Annotated in this window: 20 protein-coding genes and 1 pseudogene; 13 read left to right on the forward strand and 8 right to left on the reverse strand. The window is 37.4% G+C overall.

The window, feature by feature from the left end; translation table 11 throughout:
* Positions 1 to 2928: 2928 nt before the first annotated feature.
* Positions 2929 to 3111: pseudogene (locus PRO_RS03120) on the reverse strand (AbrB family transcriptional regulator); the annotation flags it as partial.
* A gap of 609 nt (positions 3112 to 3720) precedes the next feature.
* On the opposite strand from PRO_RS03120, the gene PRO_RS03125 reads away from it, so the two are divergent.
* The 6 genes from PRO_RS03125 (at position 3721) to PRO_RS09300 (ending at position 5119) form a co-directional block, all read left to right on the forward strand.
* Entirely contained in the window at positions 3721 to 3858 is a 138-nt protein-coding gene (locus PRO_RS03125; RefSeq protein ID WP_164923213.1) for a hypothetical protein, read from the forward strand.
* Between the two features lie 91 nt (positions 3859 to 3949).
* Complete coding sequence (locus tag PRO_RS03130; protein ID WP_164923214.1) at positions 3950 to 4108, forward strand: hypothetical protein; 159 nt, start codon at positions 3950 to 3952, stop codon at positions 4106 to 4108.
* Positions 4109 to 4146: 38 nt separating this feature from the next.
* Entirely contained in the window at positions 4147 to 4356 is a 210-nt protein-coding gene (locus PRO_RS03135) for a hypothetical protein (protein WP_011124770.1), read from the forward strand.
* Positions 4357 to 4434: 78 nt separating this feature from the next.
* Positions 4435 to 4635, forward strand: coding sequence for a hypothetical protein (locus PRO_RS03140; protein ID WP_052039690.1), 201 nt, complete (start codon positions 4435 to 4437; stop codon positions 4633 to 4635).
* Between the two features lie 80 nt (positions 4636 to 4715).
* Positions 4716 to 4952 carry a hypothetical protein gene (locus PRO_RS03145; RefSeq protein WP_011124772.1) on the forward strand — a complete coding sequence of 79 codons (237 nt, stop codon included), beginning with the start codon at positions 4716 to 4718 and terminating at the stop codon, positions 4950 to 4952.
* The gene (locus PRO_RS09300) at positions 4952 to 5119 is read left to right on the forward strand and encodes a translation initiation factor IF-2 N-terminal domain-containing protein (protein ID WP_165438626.1); all 168 of its coding nucleotides are present in this window, start codon (positions 4952 to 4954) and stop codon (positions 5117 to 5119) included. The genes PRO_RS03145 and PRO_RS09300 overlap by 1 nt, the downstream gene beginning before the upstream one ends.
* Here PRO_RS09300 and PRO_RS03150 read toward each other — a convergent pair.
* The 3 genes from PRO_RS03150 to PRO_RS03155 form a co-directional block, all read right to left on the reverse strand.
* Entirely contained in the window at positions 5116 to 5619 is a 504-nt protein-coding gene (locus PRO_RS03150) for a hypothetical protein (protein ID WP_011124773.1), read from the reverse strand. The genes PRO_RS09300 and PRO_RS03150 overlap by 4 nt on opposite strands.
* Positions 5620 to 5814: 195 nt before the next feature.
* On the reverse strand, positions 5815 to 5991 hold the full coding sequence (locus PRO_RS09305) for a hypothetical protein (RefSeq protein ID WP_036891835.1): 177 nt from the start codon (positions 5989 to 5991) through the stop codon (positions 5815 to 5817).
* Between the two features lie 4 nt (positions 5992 to 5995).
* The gene (locus tag PRO_RS03155; RefSeq protein WP_011124775.1) at positions 5996 to 6277 is read right to left on the reverse strand and encodes a hypothetical protein; all 282 of its coding nucleotides are present in this window, start codon (positions 6275 to 6277) and stop codon (positions 5996 to 5998) included.
* Between the two features lie 213 nt (positions 6278 to 6490).
* Here PRO_RS03155 and PRO_RS09585 point away from each other — a divergent pair, with 213 nt between their 5' ends.
* The 4 genes from PRO_RS09585 to PRO_RS03170 all read left to right on the forward strand — a co-directional run bounded on the left by PRO_RS09585 (position 6491) and on the right by PRO_RS03170 (position 8048).
* Positions 6491 to 6613, forward strand: a complete 123-nt coding sequence (locus tag PRO_RS09585; protein WP_268741278.1) for a hypothetical protein — start codon at positions 6491 to 6493, stop codon at positions 6611 to 6613.
* Positions 6614 to 6692: 79 nt separating this feature from the next.
* Positions 6693 to 7151: a hypothetical protein gene (locus PRO_RS03160; protein ID WP_011124777.1), complete on the forward strand. Its 459-nt coding sequence runs from the start codon at positions 6693 to 6695 to the stop codon at positions 7149 to 7151.
* 1 nt (position 7152) lies between these two features.
* Complete coding sequence (locus PRO_RS03165; RefSeq protein ID WP_011124778.1) at positions 7153 to 7728, forward strand: hypothetical protein; 576 nt, start codon at positions 7153 to 7155, stop codon at positions 7726 to 7728.
* Positions 7725 to 8048, forward strand: coding sequence for a hypothetical protein (locus tag PRO_RS03170; protein ID WP_036891830.1), 324 nt, complete (start codon positions 7725 to 7727; stop codon positions 8046 to 8048). Before PRO_RS03165 ends, PRO_RS03170 begins: the two co-directional genes overlap by 4 nt.
* A 288-nt stretch (positions 8049 to 8336) precedes the next feature.
* Here PRO_RS03170 and PRO_RS03175 read toward each other — a convergent pair whose 3' ends face one another.
* The 3 genes from PRO_RS03175 to PRO_RS03185 are packed head-to-tail and all read right to left on the reverse strand — an operon-like array spanning position 8337 to position 14329.
* Positions 8337 to 9518, reverse strand: a complete 1182-nt coding sequence (locus PRO_RS03175) for a GIY-YIG nuclease family protein (RefSeq protein ID WP_011124780.1) — start codon at positions 9516 to 9518, stop codon at positions 8337 to 8339.
* Positions 9511 to 11574, reverse strand: coding sequence for a DEAD/DEAH box helicase (locus tag PRO_RS03180; protein WP_011124781.1), 2064 nt, complete (start codon positions 11572 to 11574; stop codon positions 9511 to 9513). The genes PRO_RS03175 and PRO_RS03180 overlap by 8 nt, the downstream gene beginning before the upstream one ends.
* 7 nt (positions 11575 to 11581) lie before the next feature.
* A complete protein-coding gene (locus PRO_RS03185) occupies positions 11582 to 14329 on the reverse strand; it encodes a class I SAM-dependent DNA methyltransferase (protein WP_011124782.1) in 2748 nt (915 codons plus the stop codon).
* A gap of 319 nt (positions 14330 to 14648) precedes the next feature.
* On the opposite strand from PRO_RS03185, the gene PRO_RS03190 reads away from it, so the two are divergent.
* From PRO_RS03190 to PRO_RS03200, 3 genes are all read left to right on the forward strand, one after another.
* Positions 14649 to 15440 carry an SIMPL domain-containing protein gene (locus PRO_RS03190; RefSeq protein WP_011124783.1) on the forward strand — a complete coding sequence of 264 codons (792 nt, stop codon included), beginning with the start codon at positions 14649 to 14651 and terminating at the stop codon, positions 15438 to 15440.
* 36 nt (positions 15441 to 15476) lie between these two features.
* On the forward strand, positions 15477 to 15839 hold the full coding sequence (locus tag PRO_RS03195; RefSeq protein WP_011124784.1) for a hypothetical protein: 363 nt from the start codon (positions 15477 to 15479) through the stop codon (positions 15837 to 15839).
* 61 nt (positions 15840 to 15900) lie between these two features.
* On the forward strand, positions 15901 to 16377 hold the full coding sequence (locus PRO_RS03200; RefSeq protein ID WP_011124785.1) for a Zn-ribbon protein: 477 nt from the start codon (positions 15901 to 15903) through the stop codon (positions 16375 to 16377).
* Here PRO_RS03200 and PRO_RS03205 read toward each other — a convergent pair whose 3' ends face one another.
* On the reverse strand, positions 16378 to 16737 hold the full coding sequence (locus PRO_RS03205) for a hypothetical protein (protein ID WP_052039689.1): 360 nt from the start codon (positions 16735 to 16737) through the stop codon (positions 16378 to 16380). It abuts the gene before it with no gap.
* Positions 16738 to 16835 lie beyond the last annotated feature (98 nt).

Genomic DNA, 16835 nt, shown 5'->3' on the forward strand with positions numbered 1-16835 from the left:
ATTATTCCATTCTTCATCACCGTTGTAATTGCTATAGATAACTGTTGTCTTTCCCTCTTTGATAGAGAATATTGTAAATTGGTCATCATATCCACGATCAATGATTTCATAATCTTCTTCAATTTCTTCTCCATCATATTTAAAGCCAGTAATTATATTGAAATCAGGATGACCATATAAACCATGTTTAATTTCAGATGGAAGTCTTATCGGCACACATGTCTCCTCCAATTTGTCATTATCAAATTCTTCATCTAGTTCAAATTCGAATTCAATTGAGCATTTTGATAAACTCATGAGTACAGCATAAATTCCATCCTTAAACTTTTCAGTTTCTTTATCTTCATCAGGACCAATTCTTTGCAAATATTCGTTGAAAAAGATTCTCCCTTCATTACCATATTCACCTTCATCACCACTATTGACAACTCCCTCAGCATCAACACCACTATATCTAAGTTCATCTAATGCCTCGTCCAAATTCATTTTACTAATTGATTGAATTAATAAATTCACCTGATTTTGATCTAATTGGCTAAAAGCAATTCGTCCTCCAGGCTCTGTTTTCATATAAATACTCTTTCTTTCTTTCCCAAAGGCGTCTGAATTTGGGTTAAGGATTCGCAATGATTTATTTGCAGCTTCCTTGACGTCATCATCCTCATCTTCCCTAAGAGTGGTTAGAATTTTTTCGGGAGTTGAGGTGTTTTGGGCAACAGCCTGACGAACATGCCAATCTGAGGATTTAGAGAAAAATTCAAGAATTATCTCGTTAGCCAACCCTTCTTCAAATCGTTTTATTAATTCTTCTTGTTCTAGTTCTCTCCATTCTTCAGGAAGTTCACGTTGCCTAATTGCCTCCTTAACTTCACTATCGGAATCATTAGCTAAAATATCTAGTATAGGTTGAGAGGTCTTGTCAGATCTTGCTATAGCTAATCTGATTTGATAATTAGGAGAGAGTGCAAGTGTATTAAAAACTTCAAGAGGAACATCTGAGCTTTTCAATGCTGATATCCTCTCCTCATCTGACATAACAACCCAATCAGATGGCATAGTTGTCTCTCTAAATGCAGCCTTTATATATTCATCATCATCTTGACGTAGATGATTTAAAATATCATCTGGCGTATCAGGGTAATAAACCACACAAGCACTAAATTGTTTATTATCATATGAACTGGTGAATTCTTCTTCATCTCGTTTTAAAAGAGTATTTATAACCTTTAGACTCGGATGTTCATTAATCATTCTCTTGCGTATTTCGCCTATGTCTTCATCTTGAATGAGCTTGATCCAATCATTTGGCAAGCCATTCAAAAGAGCTGCACGTCTAACTAGAATTCCATGAGTATCATCATCATGTAGTAGTCGGTTTATTGTTTCTTTCGAGCAATTAGGATTAAGGGCAACAACTTCTTTTACCCATCCACTATTTACATCATTAGCTAACATCCCCAAAGTTTCCTGCGGAGTTTTTGGATTGCCAGCCACTGCACTTCGAATATACACAGGTCCATATTCTGCACAAGTCTTGAGCATTTCTTCTTCTGCATCTTCTTGCTTAAGAGCTTCAATAATCGCTTGCTCTTCCATTGCCCTGAATTCAATAGGTATCTTCCTTCGATATAGATTTTCTCTGGCTAAATCGTCTACACTATCAGAACAGGAATTCTCTCTCCAGTTAACTTCTGATTCTTTAATAAGCTTAATTAAAACCTCCTCAGAGGTGGAAGTGTTTTCTGCTATGGCACACTTTAATTCATGATTATCAGTACTTGAAAGCACTTCAAGTAACTCTTTGGACGCACCTCTCTCATTAATTCTTTTTGCGATATTTGATAAGGACATCGATCTTAATTCGGCTGGAAGTTGACTCTTTTTAATACAACCCACCTCGTCATCGTCTATGCTTTTATCGTTATCATCTTTATTGATTGAGTATTCATAGGAGATTTCTTTTGCCTTTAAAGCTTTTTTTGTAGCTTTTTTTACATCATCATCATCATCATGAATAAGTATTTTCAGTATATTTTCTGTCGTACTAGGACTTTGAGCAACAGCTTGCCTGATTCCCCAATTGTTTGAAGTAGATAAGATTTCAATAATATTGTCATCAACATTTTCATCATCTTTAAGTTTTTCAATTTTCTCGTCATCATCAAGCTTTCTCCATTCAACTGGTAGCTGCCTGTAGGCAACAGCATCTTTAACATCATCATCATCATCATTTCTAAGCTTTTCAATAATCTCTAATGGTAAATCTTCCCTCAATGCGATTGTTCTTCGAATCTCCCAATTTTCTGAATTTACAAATTTCCTAATTATATCAATTGGAACCTCTGTGCCCTTTAATCTTTCTATGAGCTCATCTTCATCTAATGCTTCCCATGAATTTTCTGAATTGACTTCATCAGCTACACCGTTATTTGACTTGTCAACTTTTATAGAGTTGATTTCTTCAAGATACTCATCCATTCCACAATTTTCTAGATACTCTGGAATCCCATAAATGTTTAATCCTTGTCTAATCCCTTCTTTGGCTACGACTAAAATACAATCCCAATGTAGTTCATCAATTTGTTCCTGTATTCCTTCATAATTTTCATCTTCCTCATCATTTGGTCCGTAAATTGTACCCTCTGGTACAGCTTCTGCTTGAGCTAATTGTTTGGCATTAAGAAATGAATTATATAAGCCAGTATTTTTTAAGTAGATATGTATCCATTCATATAAAGTTGATTCATAAGATCCTTCTAATCTTGAGAAATCATATGATCTTTGGGTGGAATCATCATAAATCTCTTGTAAATCACTAATTCCATATTCTTTTATATTTTCTGAAATTATTCTAATTAAGGCTTCTTCTATTGATTTCGATAAATTAGTTTGATGAGAATCTTCTCTTTGTTCTTCTGAATCACTAGAACTTGTAGTTATTTCAACACCTTTAGCTTCTAATAGAGCTTCGTAAAACGCTGTGAAATTAAGTCTTTCTCCCCCATCTTTTTTTGTAGATACATAACCACAAGCTTTGACTAAATCACTTTTGCTTACATCCCCAAGCTCTTTGATTTTTTCTAAAAGTGTAGTCCCTTTTAAGGGCTCGATTGATTCAACTTCCTCAGAACTTTCAATTGTTTCTGGATGTTGTTCTAGTTGAGGTCCTTTAGGCATCAATAGTACCCATCCAATAGGCATTAGGGCTATTATCAATACCCAAGGACTTGCTACAATGCCAATCACCAGTAATGTCAGTGTTAGTAAGCAAGCATTGCGATATTCAGACCAGAGTCGCTTCAGCATCTAGATCACTAGTTTTCTTTAATTTAGCCTCTCACTCATTAATTCAAAAGAATCCTCTCTTCAATTTACTAGTTCTTAATTCAGCGTCTTCTTCACCGCAACAATGGTTACAAAGGAGGGAGATGGGAGGTGGGGTTTATAAGCATTGCGGTGATCATCCCTGATATGTGCTTTTGCCCAAAACCTTTCTAGTACCAAGCTTGACTAGATGTTCTATTGATTTAGATAGGTTCTTGGATAGTTCATCTTCCTAAAGGGGGAGAGGTAAAGGCCTCCTAGGGGTATTACAGACTGAGTTATGGAGAGACTTCTCGCCTAGAACAGAGATAGCGATCCTGTTCGATATGGCTGATTGCAGTTTTTGTGGCAAAGGTTTAGCCAACAACAAGCAAATTCATTTCCGATGCAGCTTCTGTGGTGCGGTCTTTTGTAGTAATGGCAATTGCGATGGCAGTTATGGCAAAGGCCGAAACGTGGGATATTGTAAATCTTGCCGGAAATCGAACGTTGTTAAAAGGGCCTAAATATCTCAGCTTTGGGGTAGGTATTTAAAATCTCATCATTCTGTATTCTCCTTCTGATAGGAATCTTGCAGATCTAGGAACGATAAGTGATATTGAAAATCCCTAAGTTAATTAAATCGATGAGTGTTGAACTTCCTTCTTTCCCAGGAAATGGAACACTGAAGTCATTTCAGGAGGTAACTAAGGGTCCAAGGTTTATTGCAAAACCTCAAATACAAAAATCACAAGTACTCATTGATAGACATTCCTTCAAAAGCAATAAAGAAGTTTGTTGGTGATTATTTTCTTATAATTAACTACCTTGATTTCTTAGAAAATGAAAATAGAGGATCTGTCTTATAAGCAAAAAGATGAATTGGCAGCAACTTATGCTGGTATAGCAGCGCAAGAAAGATTACAGTCTTCTCTTGATGGAGGTTCTATGGCTACGGCAATGGGTCATTCTTACGAAACCCATTGCAGAGAGTATCCTTGGGCTACAAAGAGTGGAACTGACTCTGCATTTGCAAGGGTAAAGGCTGCCTAATGGATTCCTTGATTAGTAAAGAAGGGCATCCAACTCGTCTTTTTGTAATTACCTTATAAATATGATTTGATTAATTTCATGGCTGTAGCTACTCCTGTTGCTAAAAAGACCTCTCCTCAAAGATCTATCGAAACTTTGAACTTAGGTGGGAAATCCTTGTATGCAGCAAAGCAATCTCGTTTCACTACGTCAAAACTCATTCAGAATTTAGGATCAGGAAATAACGGAGTTCAGTTCAATTTTTCAGGTAATCTAAGAACTGCTCATGGGAGAGATTAAGCAAAATCTTTGACACTTCTAAATGAAACGTCTAAAGAAGAAACCCCTTTAAATCTTAGAGATAAGAGTTTTATATTTTCATGGATTCATTTGATCCTCTTAATTCAGTAACAGCAAGCGGAACAAGCTTCGATACCGTAAGACTAATCATGTTGATGATTGGGACTTTCTTCTTCGGTGCGTTGACCGCTGCAGTTCAAAGAGGAATAAAAGAACAAGGCTGGTTTGGTTTTAAAAAGCCAAGTCGAACAACACAAACCAAAGAACAAATGCAGCGTCTAGAAGATATCGCTAACAATGCCAACGATTCTGAGTAATGGGGAAATCACTAAGGGTTCTAGAACTGTCCGAGCGGATACAAAAAAACGCAGAAGACATCATTGCCATCTGCGTTTTATTAGATATTCCAGCTAACTCAAGGATTAGCTGTTTGACCGACGAGAATGCTCAGAAGATCATTGATTACTACAAAGAGAATCCTTAAGCAAGTGTTGTTGCCTTAGCAGGTGCTTTCTTTGCACGTCTAGCCTTTCTTGGCTTAGCTGTTGTTGCTGGTGCAGCTTTCTTAGCTACAGCTTTCTTTGCAACTGCTTTCTTTGCAACTGCTTTCTTAGCTGCTGGCTTTTTAGCCGCTGCTTTTTTAACAGTTGTTTTCTTTACAGCTTTCTTAGGTGCAGCCTTCTTAGCTGTAGTACCTTTACGAGCACGATGTGATATCAACATCGCCCACTCTTCAGCGGAGACATTGGCTGGCTTGTTGCCATGCACTTCAGAAGCCTTTGCTGCCTTCTCAATGTCCTTAATTAGATTCTTCCAAGAAGACGCATAACGCTTGTCAGACTGAGACTTTGCACCGCTTTCAACAAGAGACTCAACTACACCTTGTGCAGTGATTTTCTTGCGTCTACGGTTAAAGATCTCCTTCTGAAGTTGAGCAATCATTGCTTCTGCCTTAGCAGAGACATTAATTTTTAATTGAGACATGAGGTAGTTAATTCCGAACCTCCATCTCTACCACATAGAAGAGGTAAAGATCAAATTGGAGACCGTACCTCTGTCATGTCAGAGGTGAGAGCTAACCAAGATTGCTGATGGTAATGCCGTAATAAATAACAGTTCCGAGAATGAGTGCAATAGCGAGAACACGTGCCATTGTCTGAAAGATCACCTAATAACAGTTTAGACAGAAACCCCGTATCTATTACCAATTCCAGCAATATCTTCTAATGAAAGTTCTTGAAAATAATTACTTAAACACTTATAGGTATTGAAGTATGCACCGAAACTATCCATAGGTGCATGAGGTGGTTTGTGCATCGCTAAAGCGATCTTGAGGGCAAGTTGATCTTTAGTCATTGTGTTAAGCAGCTTCAGGACAAATACCAAACTTGTCTTCGTAGTTCTTATGCCATTGAGGACATCTACTTGTTAGATGAGAACCTTGAGGGATAAGACGCTGGTGAGCTCGACAAGTAAGAAGGGTGTGACAATGTTTATCGCAGGAATAACGAAAGTGAACACACGTCATGCAAACGCGAGCTGAACGTGACATTTTGAGTGTCCCTTCTTCGAGATAGTCCCAACCCTCTTCTTCTGCATATCGCTTTTTGGGTAGAACTTTTTGGGTTGAATGCGTAAACATTGCCTTAGGCCAATAGGTTGTGCTACTGCAGAACTCCAGTCAGACGCTCGGAATAAGGCGTAAGGTGAGGAAGCTGAAGCCATGTCTCTTGCAGTAGTACATTTATACTATTACGGTTATTCCGTAACTGTCAATACATCAACGGCAAACAATATCTTTTATCTTTGATCGACTATGACAAAAACCCAATTACACGAGGAATACTCGAAGACCATGAAAGAAGCTCAACATGCTTCTGGAAGAAGAGAAACGATGGATCTTTTCAAAAAGGCTAATTCCATTAAAAAACGTCTCTATAACGTGGATCATCCATACCCTCTAATCCATAACGGATAAATAAAAACGCTTATTATTTCTACCTGCAGGAAATCCGAACTAGAGTAACTAGAAAGGTAGCAAGAGTAAGAACAACTGAATGAGCAACAACATTTTCTATAAGGCTTTAGCTGCCGTAAGCACCGCTGGAATCTTGGTTATAGCTGGGATGCAAGTTTCAACAGCACTGAAGAAAGGCAATAACGCTGACGATCAATTAGCTAAGACAATGGTTGACATTAAAAAAGCTAGAAAAGATGCTCTAGCTGAGGTGAAATCATCTCAGATTGAAGCCTTAAATGAACTCAAAACGGCAAAGAAAGAAGCAATGAAAGCTATTGAAAAATCTAGTGGGAGAAATGATGATGGGAAAATATGGCTAATACTCGTTGGTATTGGACAATCAATTGGTGGAGGAGTTGGAATAGAAAAAATTGAAATGGAAAATATGGAGCAGTGCGAATTGCAAGGAGCCTTATGGTCATCAAGTGAAAGGCTTAGCAATAACAAAAACAAAAAGGTGAGAAATGTTCGCTATGAATGTATAACTGGCAAGTGAGATGAATAGAAGAGTTCTGCTTCCTCTTTTATTGTCAGCAATAGCAACTTGCTTTAATCATGCAAAAGCTGATTTTGGTGATGCTGACTTCCCAGTCGGGATATTCAATGATGGGGCAAAAAGTTATCACGATGCTTGGTGTAGGAGAATTAAAAAAAAATGTCGCGTTAGATTCCAGGGGAAGGCCATGTGGGTAGAGGGGCAGGGAGGTATTCAGCGATCACAATATCTTGGGTATAAATTTGATTTAGAAGGACAAGAGTATTACAACTATATTTCTTATAAATCTAATAATGGGAAAGAGAGAAAAGAAGCTCTTTTCCTTTTTGCACATGCAAAAGCTCATAGGGAGTTCCAGAGAGCTTTTATCAGATGGACCCAACAAGAAGCTAGTCCAATCCCTAATTACCGCTATCCAAATAGCCAAGGTCCACAAGACACCCAAGGCAGAGATGAAGGTTTAAACCCTTACGACAATCCACCAATTACTGATTGGTCAGAAAAGACAACCAAGGAATCACCGCCAGGAATCAACTGCAACTCACCTGTTTATAGAAACAAACCTATGTGCAGATGAAACGCTTACTACTACCACTACCATTACTAGCTGCTCTATCTTTACATTCTGGAATTAAGGCAGAAGAACCTTACTATTCAAATACTTGGATGGGGACAGATTATCAGCTTTTTATTAACGATAAGGAGCCTTTAGATAACGGATATATTTATAAATTCAGAACAAGATATGAGAGCGATTCAAGAACAACGATAGTCGATTGGAGAATAGCAGATTGTTTTAAGTCATCAATAGATGGGGAATTAGTTCCCGCTATTGCAAGATTCGGATATGAAAGAGGGATGCCAGAGTTAATTAGAGAAATCTGCGGTGGAAGATAGTAAAGTTTTAATCTTAATGATATTTATACACAAAACGAAGTTTTGCGTGAGTTTTGCGTGAAGCAATTATTTGCGTGAATTATGTATTAGCTGAGACTTACTGCTATAACTGATCTGGGCGACAGGATTCGAACCTGCGACGTAGAGTAAAAATTGAAAACGGAAAAAAAGGGAGGCCAACTTTTTTATATGGTCCTTTGTAAATATGCAGGGGGTGAATTTTATTTTTCCTACATACACCCCCCATATTTTTAAGCAAACCTTTTCAAGTAATTATTCAAATAAATCTCAGCATTCAACCAATTTTGCCTTTGAGGGATCATATTGAAAATTCAAGATAGTTCTGTCTTTAATTTTTTCAATAGCCGATTCGATTTCTATTAAAGGTACTAAAAACCATTCTTGTGGAGAGTATGGTCTGCCAAATCGATCTTTGATTTTTATATTTAATTTAGCTGGTGCAAAAATGCTCTGAATAAGATGCTCAAGTTTTGTCCGATTAATACTGTATAGCTTAAATTCACCAACAATATTTACTTCAGCCATTAAATAAGTGGGATCATTACGTGAGTTAGAGATTCGTTTTTGAATGCTCCCACCAGTTACTCCGATCTTGTGAATCAATTCACGATTTTCTTCGATAATTGGCAACTTTGATTTACTCCGTAAAACATAAATAGTGCCACTTGACTCATCTCCATCTTTAACAAGGTTGTCAAAAAGTGGGCCCAGAATAGGATTAGTAACAAGTCTTGCTGTTTCATCCATTGTCAATGCACGCTGCAATGAACGCAGAAGCATCCTGCTTTCAGTGCCATTATCAAAAACGATATATAGACGAGCATCTCTGATGCCATATTCTTGAATAAATGGTTCGCCAACGTCAGCTATATAAGCTGTTTGACCATTAAGAACAAAAAACTGTCCTTGATTAATTTCCGGCGTTTTCTTTAGAGATACAGATTCCCTAATGCCTTTTTTAATATCACGTTGAATATTATCAAAAAGGTTCCTATATTTTTCGAAATCCGAGCATGGCTCCCTTTTAGCAAACTCTTCAGCCACACGTCTATCTTCATTAGAGCGCACATGCCGAAGAAGAGTCAGGTTTGACACTTCAGGCGATATATTTAATTTTGCAAGCAACTCTGAATCATCAAGTTCCTGATTGTTTTCAACATAGTTTTTAACAGCTTTTACATCTAACAAACCCTGATAATCAAAAGTCCTCAACACACTCTTAAACTCCTCACTTTCTTTCAAGACACTTAATCTGATCGCATACAGCCTCTCAAAGATGTCTCTATCTTCTAGATTTTCAGGTGCTCTATTAAATTCTTCATGAAATTTTTGAATTTCTTTGAAACCATTAATAATTTGCTCCTCTCGAAGTGTCTGTGAAGAATTTGACTTCTTCACAACCTCTACACCTAATAAATCAAGAAGTTCTTTATTTGTGGGTTCAGTCATCTATTTTCTCTGATTCTTTTTTCTGTAAAAAAGCAATACCTTCAGCCATTCTTTTCTCCCAAGGATCAGCTGATGTAATAGATGGCAATCTATTTCTTTCTTTTTGAAATTTAATTGCTCGTAAAGTTAGATCTCGAGCCTCCTCATTTGTTAGAGAAATTCTCTTAGAAGAAATAATGGCATGAATTTGCCTCAAACTTTCCTCACTCATTGATTTAGATAGAATTGAGTAAGCCCCTCCAAAGGGATTTATTCGATCAATTAAATCAATATTTAACTCATTGACATCAGTAACAAATTTTCTAACCCCATTAATTAATGCCATATTAGTTCTTTCACTATTGCTATCTGCATCTAGGGTGCTTTGCCCATTCGCAATTTCTTTTGCTTTTTGAGTAATATTCATCATGGCAACAACTTGTTGGCGAACTGCCTCTTGATCATCATCATCAAGCTCAGGATATCTTTTTTGAATAATCTTTCCCATTCGTACTTGAGTTAATTCTTCCGGTACCAATTCTTCATCAAATAAACCTCTCTCTATTGATGTGGGGTCCTGAACGAAGGCAGCAACCAATTCATTTAAGTCATTCTCACAAATCCTTTTTGCGGCATTACTCTTTGGTTGTTTTAAACCATTAATTTCTATTTCAAACTGTCCAGTTTCATCATTGAAGCCAACATTTTCTTTGTTCTGGTCATAGCCACCTTCTCCATAATCGTAGCCTTCTTGAGGACTACTAGTTGAAGTTTTCGACTTAAAATTAAAACAAGGAGCAAGAACCTGTTCCATTAACAAACTAGCAGCAATAGCTTTTAAAGTATCGTTAACAGCCTCTGCCACTTTTTGTTCAGAGGCATCTGGTTCAGCTATTAAATTAGTAAATTTTGCTCTAGTTTTTCCCGGTGCATCCCTTGTTGCTCGTCCAATAATTTGTACAACCTCAGTAAGACTTGCACGATAACCAACCGTAAGTGCATGCTCACACCAGATCCAATCAAAACCTTCTTTGGCCATTCCTAGAGCAATAATTATATCTACATGATTTCGATTTTGTTTTTGAGTCGGATCTTTTAGTGAAGCTACTATTTGATCACGTTTACTTGCTTCATCGTCTACCAAATCAGCTATACGAAGAATGTACCCATTCTTTTGCTTCACAAGATGAAAACCTGTTTGATCATCAGTTCCTTGCCATTCTCCAAGTTCTTCAAGTATGTGATCAACTTCTCTGAGCTTATCCTTAGTGCTTTCCCTAGAGTTAACAGAAGGAATATGTAGAATCGTTTTTTCTTCTGGATTTAAAACCTTAAGAATATCATCTGCATATTTACCTGAATAGAAAAAATATCCGATATCTAGTTTTTTAAGATATTCATAGCCATTAAGCTGCTCATAATATGTATAAGTAACATTTTCGAACTTCTCTTCATCTTCAGGCATTAGAACTGGTTCTGCATCTCCCCGAAAATATGAACCTGTCATCGCAACAATATGTACCCGATCACGATCTATAAATTTTGCGAGATGATTACCTAATTTGTTCTCAGGATTTGCTGAAACATGATGAAATTCGTCGATAGCAATTAAACGTCTATCAAAAACTTCACAACCAAATTCATCTACTGCGAATCGGAAAGTCGAATGCGTCGTTACTAGAACAGGATCATCACTATTAAGAAATGCTTTGACTGCTTTAACTTTTCCACCTTCTGTCGCCGGAGAATCACATAAATTCCACTTGGGAACGACCTTCCAATCTGAAAAGAAACCATTGAGACTCAAAGGTTCATCATGAAAACTTGCACCTATTGAACGCTCAGGAACAACAATAATAGCTTGTTTTATTTCCTGATTATGTAGCTTATCAAGTGCAATAAACATCAAAGCTCGACTCTTCCCAGAAGCAGGTGGAGATTTAATAAGTAAATATTGTTCACCTCTTTTCTCATAAGCACGCTCCTGCATTGGACGCATACCGAGTTCGTTTACTTGAGTAGATTTACCCGTTCGAGAATAGTTAACAGAAACAGATGGGATATTTATTGTTGTCATAAATTTTTCAGATTTTATTATTCAATTTTCTAGAGTATAAATGAAATAATTTCTCTAGTCGCTCAGTATCATTTTTAAATTGGCGACCTATATAAATTCGTTCTAAAATCTCATCATTTTGTTTATGAGCATTTATCAAGTTATTGGGCATTCTCTCAGGATCATAAAGTTCTGCAATTGTCTTCGGAAAATGTATTTCACGAGCTAGAAGTATCTCCTCAGCACTACGAGTCAAATCCAGCATATTCTTTTCGGTTAATTTTGGGACATAAAAAGTATTCCAGCCAAGGGTATTAGAGTACGAAAAATCAGTTCTCATTCTGACGCATACCGTTGCTATCCAAAGCCAATGTAATCGAGAGGAAATAATTGCAATATTCCATAAAGGTGCATCATGTATTGCAAAATTTCTATCTCCAATAATTATTCCATTTTCTGCAATTCCAACTGGTAGGTAATCTCTATTCTCAGAACTTACTCTTGGAATTACTATTGATCTTTCTGATCCAGCCTGACGAACCTCCCCAAAAAGATAAGGAGTTTTTGCTAGTTTTTTTGTAGTAGGCCTATCTGAAGCAGTTCTTTTTTCCCTAACCTGTTCAAATCGATACATCAACCATTGATTTTTTTTGGCGTCTTCATAATCATCATCATTTACCCAAATGCAATAACGTAATTTACCTTTAATAAACTCGTCTGAGCCTAAAAAGCGTCTTATATATTTTGGATTAACTCCATACTTGGCTCTTGCCTCTTTAACTTCACTCTCATTTAAGAGTAAAAAGCCACCTTCATTAGGCATATTCCCAAATCTCATTTCACTAAGACCATTGATGGGTTTAGCCTCTGAGTGCACAATGACATCAGGTGCATTAATTAGATAAGCATTTATATTTTCACAATGTTTTTGAACAGTTACATCATTTTCATCATTGTAAAAAAGTATACGTAATGGAACGGGCTTTTTGGTTATCCCAACAATAACTACAGTTACACCAGCATTATGACTCGCTAAATTGCTCCACTTAAAACTCCTATGAGCGAAAAATATTTTGGAAGAAGTATTAGCAATTAAAGTCCAAAGATTTTCAACCTGTCTTCCTTGACAAATTGAATTTGTCGAGACGAAGGCTGCCGCTGCGTTCTTATGACAACAGAATATTGCAGCTTTCATAAACCAACCAGATACATAATCAAGAGACTTCCATTTTTTTGTTCTCCCCTCAAAAACTTGTTGTAAATCATACTTTTGATCTTTACTTTGCCATTGACTACCACGATATGGAGGGTTCCCACAGATATAAATTTCCCCACCCTTATTATCAAAATCAATTTCCGCCTGATCAAGTGGGGTACTAAATAAATCATCCGAATGCAACTTGACAGAGGAACCTGAAGGTGGACAAAGGCTCACCCAATCAAGTCTCAATGCATTACCACATGTGATCCAATTGTTCGCCTCAAGAGGAAGAAACTCAGCGAGAGCCTCTTTCTGACCAAGGTAGTTAACATTACATTGATATTCAGAAATGATTAGTGCTAGTCGAGCAATTTCAGAAGTGAAGCTTCTTATTTCAATCCCCCTGAAGTTTGTCAATGGGATTTCAGATTTTCGACCAACTTCTTTTCGCCGACAATTGATTATGTCTTCAATTCTCCTCAGCTCTTTATAGGCAATTACAAGAAAATTTCCAGAACCACAAGCTGGATCAAAAATTCTTATTTTAGAAATTCTATTCCGAATGTTTGCAAGCTTTCTCTCATTATCGCCCGCTAATTTAAGCTTATTGTGTAGATCATCCAAAAAAAGTGGGTTTAAGACCTTCAAGATATTTGGCACACTTGTGTAGTGCATACCTAAGAAACCTCTTTCCTCGTCTTCTGCAACGGCCTGAATCATGGAGCCAAAAATATCTGGGTTAATTTTCTTCCAGTCAAGGTTCCCTATATGTATCAAGTAAGAGCGTGCAATCTTGCTAAAAAGAGGGACCTCAACACTCTCAGAGAAAAGCCCCCCATTAACATATGGAAAAGCCTCTGCCCATCTAGGAAGATTGGCGTTAATCCGCATCTTCTTCGGAATGTTCATCGATCTAAAAATTTCCGAAATAATTTGATGAGTATTTGAAGAATCACTCTCACTCATCTGTTCAACAGTATTTGTAAATGAAAGCGTTTCTCCGAAAATATCAGTGTCTTCAGCAAAGAAACAAAATATAAGTCTTGCAAGGAAATGATTAATTTCTTTTCTTCTCTCAGATGTTGCCCAATCAGGATTATCTTTAATTAACTCAATATAAAGCTTGTTTAGTCTTCCTGTAGCCCTTATATCAAAAGAACTTTCGCAAATCTGTTTAACATTTGATATACCGGCTAATGGAAGAAAAAAACCAAAATAATTCGAAAAATCCTTATAGTTACAAACTATTGTCTCGCCAGATCTACAGTCCTCGGCCTCAAATGTCTCTCCATCAGTTGCTAAGACAAATTTCGACTTACTTTTAGAAGTGGAAGGACTTGTTTTGAGCTCTTCTAGAGTCTTAGGCACCTCTCCTAACTGACATATAGAAATATGAATATTATTCCTGAGCAAAACCCCACCCAAATCAGATTTATTGGAGGATCCACTTCGCAACTTCTTTAATGTAGTGCTTTTAAATCCAAATGCTTCCAGAAAAGAATAAGCAAAAGTATCCCTACAAAATGGTTGAGCTGAAAGATCTGTAATCGCTTCTTCTATCTCGACAGCATTCATTAAAGACTTATTTCTTATTTCTAAACTATAAACAGCTATTTTAAATCAAACATCCTAAAAAATTTTTTTTGATAAAAGTGAAACCAAAACAGACATAGTCAAAGCAAGTACATAAATCACTAATAGTACATTCGACCTCTTGCTAGCCCATTCAAGATATTGCATGATCAGGAACCAACTCACAAATCGGAACACCATCTAATGATGTCCCGATGGGAAGCGAAATACCAGTTCCTTGGTCAAACAGAGTAGACCAGAGATTCATCTATTCGAATTGAATTGATTTTTCGCTAAATACGACTCCTCACAATTGAATCCAATGAAAGTTCTATCTCGCATAGGTGCTTTACCTCTTCATGCGGTTGAAATTATTCGTCGCACACCTCCTCTTGTTTTTGCCACGACAGTTTTATCAGTTGGTGGACTTATAGGATTTATAAGCGCATCAAAAATCTTGGTCGATGGACTCAGGCCTCCTGTGAATTACATCACGGTAACTGGAGCAAGTACAGAGCCGATAGAAAGTGACATCGCAAAGTGGGACATCAAAGTGCAGGCAGAAGGGAAATCACAACTGAAATCATTTACAAAGCATCAGGAATCCATAAGAAAAACTATCGAGTTTCTTAATCGCAATGGAGTTCGAACAAATGACTCTCAATCGCTAGCTTTACTACCTGCTTCGACATCCGAGGTGAAAACGAAAAATTCAAAAACAGGTGAAATTATTTCCACAAAATGGGTCACTACTCAATGGATAGAAATTGAAAGTGATGATGTTTTTAATATTGATAAGACATATCGAAAAGTGAGTGAACTTCTTGGCCAAGGAGTCCTTGTAAAGCCTAATCGACCCAAATTCACATATACAAAGCTTGCAGCAAAACGAGTCGATATGCTTTCTAAAGCAACTAAAGATGCACGAACACGAGCAGAGGCAATTGTCCAGCAAGCAGGTTCAAGTCTTGGCACTGTGAAGAAAGTTGATACTGGTGTCTTTCAGATCACTGTCCCAAACTCAACAAAGGTCAGCAGCTGGGGCTCTTACGACACAACCACGATCAAAAAAGATATTACGGCCGTCATGGGAGTCACTTTCATCGTCGAATAAAACCTATTTTTTTAAACCCCTATCACTGAAAAGTCCATGTGCTTAGATCCCGACGTCTGGGAGGAGTGCTACCAAGACACATTAGCCCTCTCATACGAACAACTAATTGACCTAGATCAGCATTATCAACAACATGGTGAATCTTCTATTGATAACGAGTTTCATCACATCGTGAAGCTGGTCATGAAAGAAAAAGCAACTCAAATAAAAAGTCTAGAAAAGTCTCTATTTCTATCTGTTTCTAAGAAAAACCTATTCCTAAAACTTGGAAATATTGTGAAAAGTTTTGTTTGGATCTTTTCTCGAAAAGATCCCTATTGGAATGCAAAAAGGGATCCAGTGGAAGACGACGTTTCCTCTTACTGCATTTTGCCTGTAGATGACGTATGGAACTTATAAAGAACCAATTAGATCATTTATCAAAAAACAATTTTCTATTAATTAATCAAGGTCTGCTGCTATGCCCAGAAAAAAACTCATCAGGATCAATTCTTCACACTTTCAATCGCTATTCAAAGCTATCTATTCCTTTTTTAAATCCTTTGGTAAATACCATTCTTATCAATGGCAAAAAGAGCAGAAAGAACAGGTTATAGATTTACCCCCAATAAAAAAAGAAAGGATAGTCAGCACTGAGAGGCCTAATGACTGTTCAAAGTGTGGTCATGGACCTCTTGCGGAAATTCTTTACGGTCTACCAGATTTCAAAGATCCAGAATTTCAAAGGGCACAAGCAGCAGGAGAAATCACTTGCGGTGGATGCTGCATTACTGGGATGGAAGCAAAATGGCAATGCGTTGAATGTGGCCAAAAAGTTTGGCAGCCTCCTCTATGGCATGAGAAACAGGCATTAGCAAGATACAGCTCTTCTTATAGAAAACGATTATTCGAGGAAACCATGAAAGCAAATGGATTTCAAAAGAAAGAAATGTCTTAGCTAATTCTTTCGATTTCTTTGGTTATAAGAACTATCAGCAGCAAGACCGCAAAGATGAATCAAAGCTCGTGCATTACTAGCAACAGATCCTGTGCGTCCCAAAACAAGACTTTTCTGAATAGCGCTTTGCAAGTTTGCCACTAATTGGGCTGTGATTTGTGGCCTGCTTAAATCCACTTCTTCTAGGTCTTGAACAAGCAACTCATAGGCTGCAGCTGTGATTCTTCGAGCTTGTCTGCGACTCAAGCGATAAGTTTCGGCCACATGGGCCGTAACAACTGTGGCGCCATTACCTTCAGCGAGCATGGAAGCAGCCTCTCCAACGCGAAGTTCTAATTCAGCTTTTGTTGCTCTAGCCATACTCATAAAATCGTCCAAGACCTAGTGCTCCAGGCACTTCTGCTATAGCAAGGGATTCAAGCAGTTGTTAGCGCTTTGTTGGCTCAAAAGGGCAAACA

It is taken from the genome of Prochlorococcus marinus subsp. marinus str. CCMP1375 (assembly GCF_000007925.1).
Lineage (GTDB): Bacteria > Cyanobacteriota > Cyanobacteriia > PCC-6307 > Cyanobiaceae > Prochlorococcus_E > Prochlorococcus_E marinus.

Excerpts from the sequence above, each read along its gene's own strand:
- PRO_RS03130 (WP_164923214.1), top strand. The coding sequence starts at position 3,950 with ATGAGTGTTGAACTTCCTTCTTTCCCAGGAAATGGAACACTGAAGTCA.
- PRO_RS03135 (WP_011124770.1), top strand. The coding sequence starts at position 4,147 with ATGAAAATAGAGGATCTGTCTTATAAGCAAAAAGATGAATTGGCAGCA.
- PRO_RS03140 (WP_052039690.1), top strand. The coding sequence starts at position 4,435 with ATGGCTGTAGCTACTCCTGTTGCTAAAAAGACCTCTCCTCAAAGATCT.
- PRO_RS03145 (WP_011124772.1), top strand. The coding sequence starts at position 4,716 with ATGGATTCATTTGATCCTCTTAATTCAGTAACAGCAAGCGGAACAAGC.
- PRO_RS09300 (WP_165438626.1), top strand. The coding sequence starts at position 4,952 with ATGGGGAAATCACTAAGGGTTCTAGAACTGTCCGAGCGGATACAAAAA.
- PRO_RS03150 (WP_011124773.1), bottom strand. The coding sequence starts at position 5,619 with ATGTCTCAATTAAAAATTAATGTCTCTGCTAAGGCAGAAGCAATGATT.
- PRO_RS09305 (WP_036891835.1), bottom strand. The coding sequence starts at position 5,991 with ATGACTAAAGATCAACTTGCCCTCAAGATCGCTTTAGCGATGCACAAA.
- PRO_RS03155 (WP_011124775.1), bottom strand. The coding sequence starts at position 6,277 with ATGTTTACGCATTCAACCCAAAAAGTTCTACCCAAAAAGCGATATGCA.
- PRO_RS09585 (WP_268741278.1), top strand. The coding sequence starts at position 6,491 with ATGAAAGAAGCTCAACATGCTTCTGGAAGAAGAGAAACGATGGATCTT.
- PRO_RS03160 (WP_011124777.1), top strand. The coding sequence starts at position 6,693 with ATGAGCAACAACATTTTCTATAAGGCTTTAGCTGCCGTAAGCACCGCT.
- PRO_RS03165 (WP_011124778.1), top strand. The coding sequence starts at position 7,153 with ATGAATAGAAGAGTTCTGCTTCCTCTTTTATTGTCAGCAATAGCAACT.
- PRO_RS03170 (WP_036891830.1), top strand. The coding sequence starts at position 7,725 with ATGAAACGCTTACTACTACCACTACCATTACTAGCTGCTCTATCTTTA.
- PRO_RS03175 (WP_011124780.1), bottom strand. The coding sequence starts at position 9,518 with ATGACTGAACCCACAAATAAAGAACTTCTTGATTTATTAGGTGTAGAG.
- PRO_RS03180 (WP_011124781.1), bottom strand. The coding sequence starts at position 11,574 with ATGACAACAATAAATATCCCATCTGTTTCTGTTAACTATTCTCGAACG.
- PRO_RS03185 (WP_011124782.1), bottom strand. The coding sequence starts at position 14,329 with ATGAATGCTGTCGAGATAGAAGAAGCGATTACAGATCTTTCAGCTCAA.
- PRO_RS03190 (WP_011124783.1), top strand. The coding sequence starts at position 14,649 with ATGAAAGTTCTATCTCGCATAGGTGCTTTACCTCTTCATGCGGTTGAA.
- PRO_RS03195 (WP_011124784.1), top strand. The coding sequence starts at position 15,477 with ATGTGCTTAGATCCCGACGTCTGGGAGGAGTGCTACCAAGACACATTA.
- PRO_RS03200 (WP_011124785.1), top strand. The coding sequence starts at position 15,901 with ATGCCCAGAAAAAAACTCATCAGGATCAATTCTTCACACTTTCAATCG.
- PRO_RS03205 (WP_052039689.1), bottom strand. The coding sequence starts at position 16,737 with ATGGCTAGAGCAACAAAAGCTGAATTAGAACTTCGCGTTGGAGAGGCT.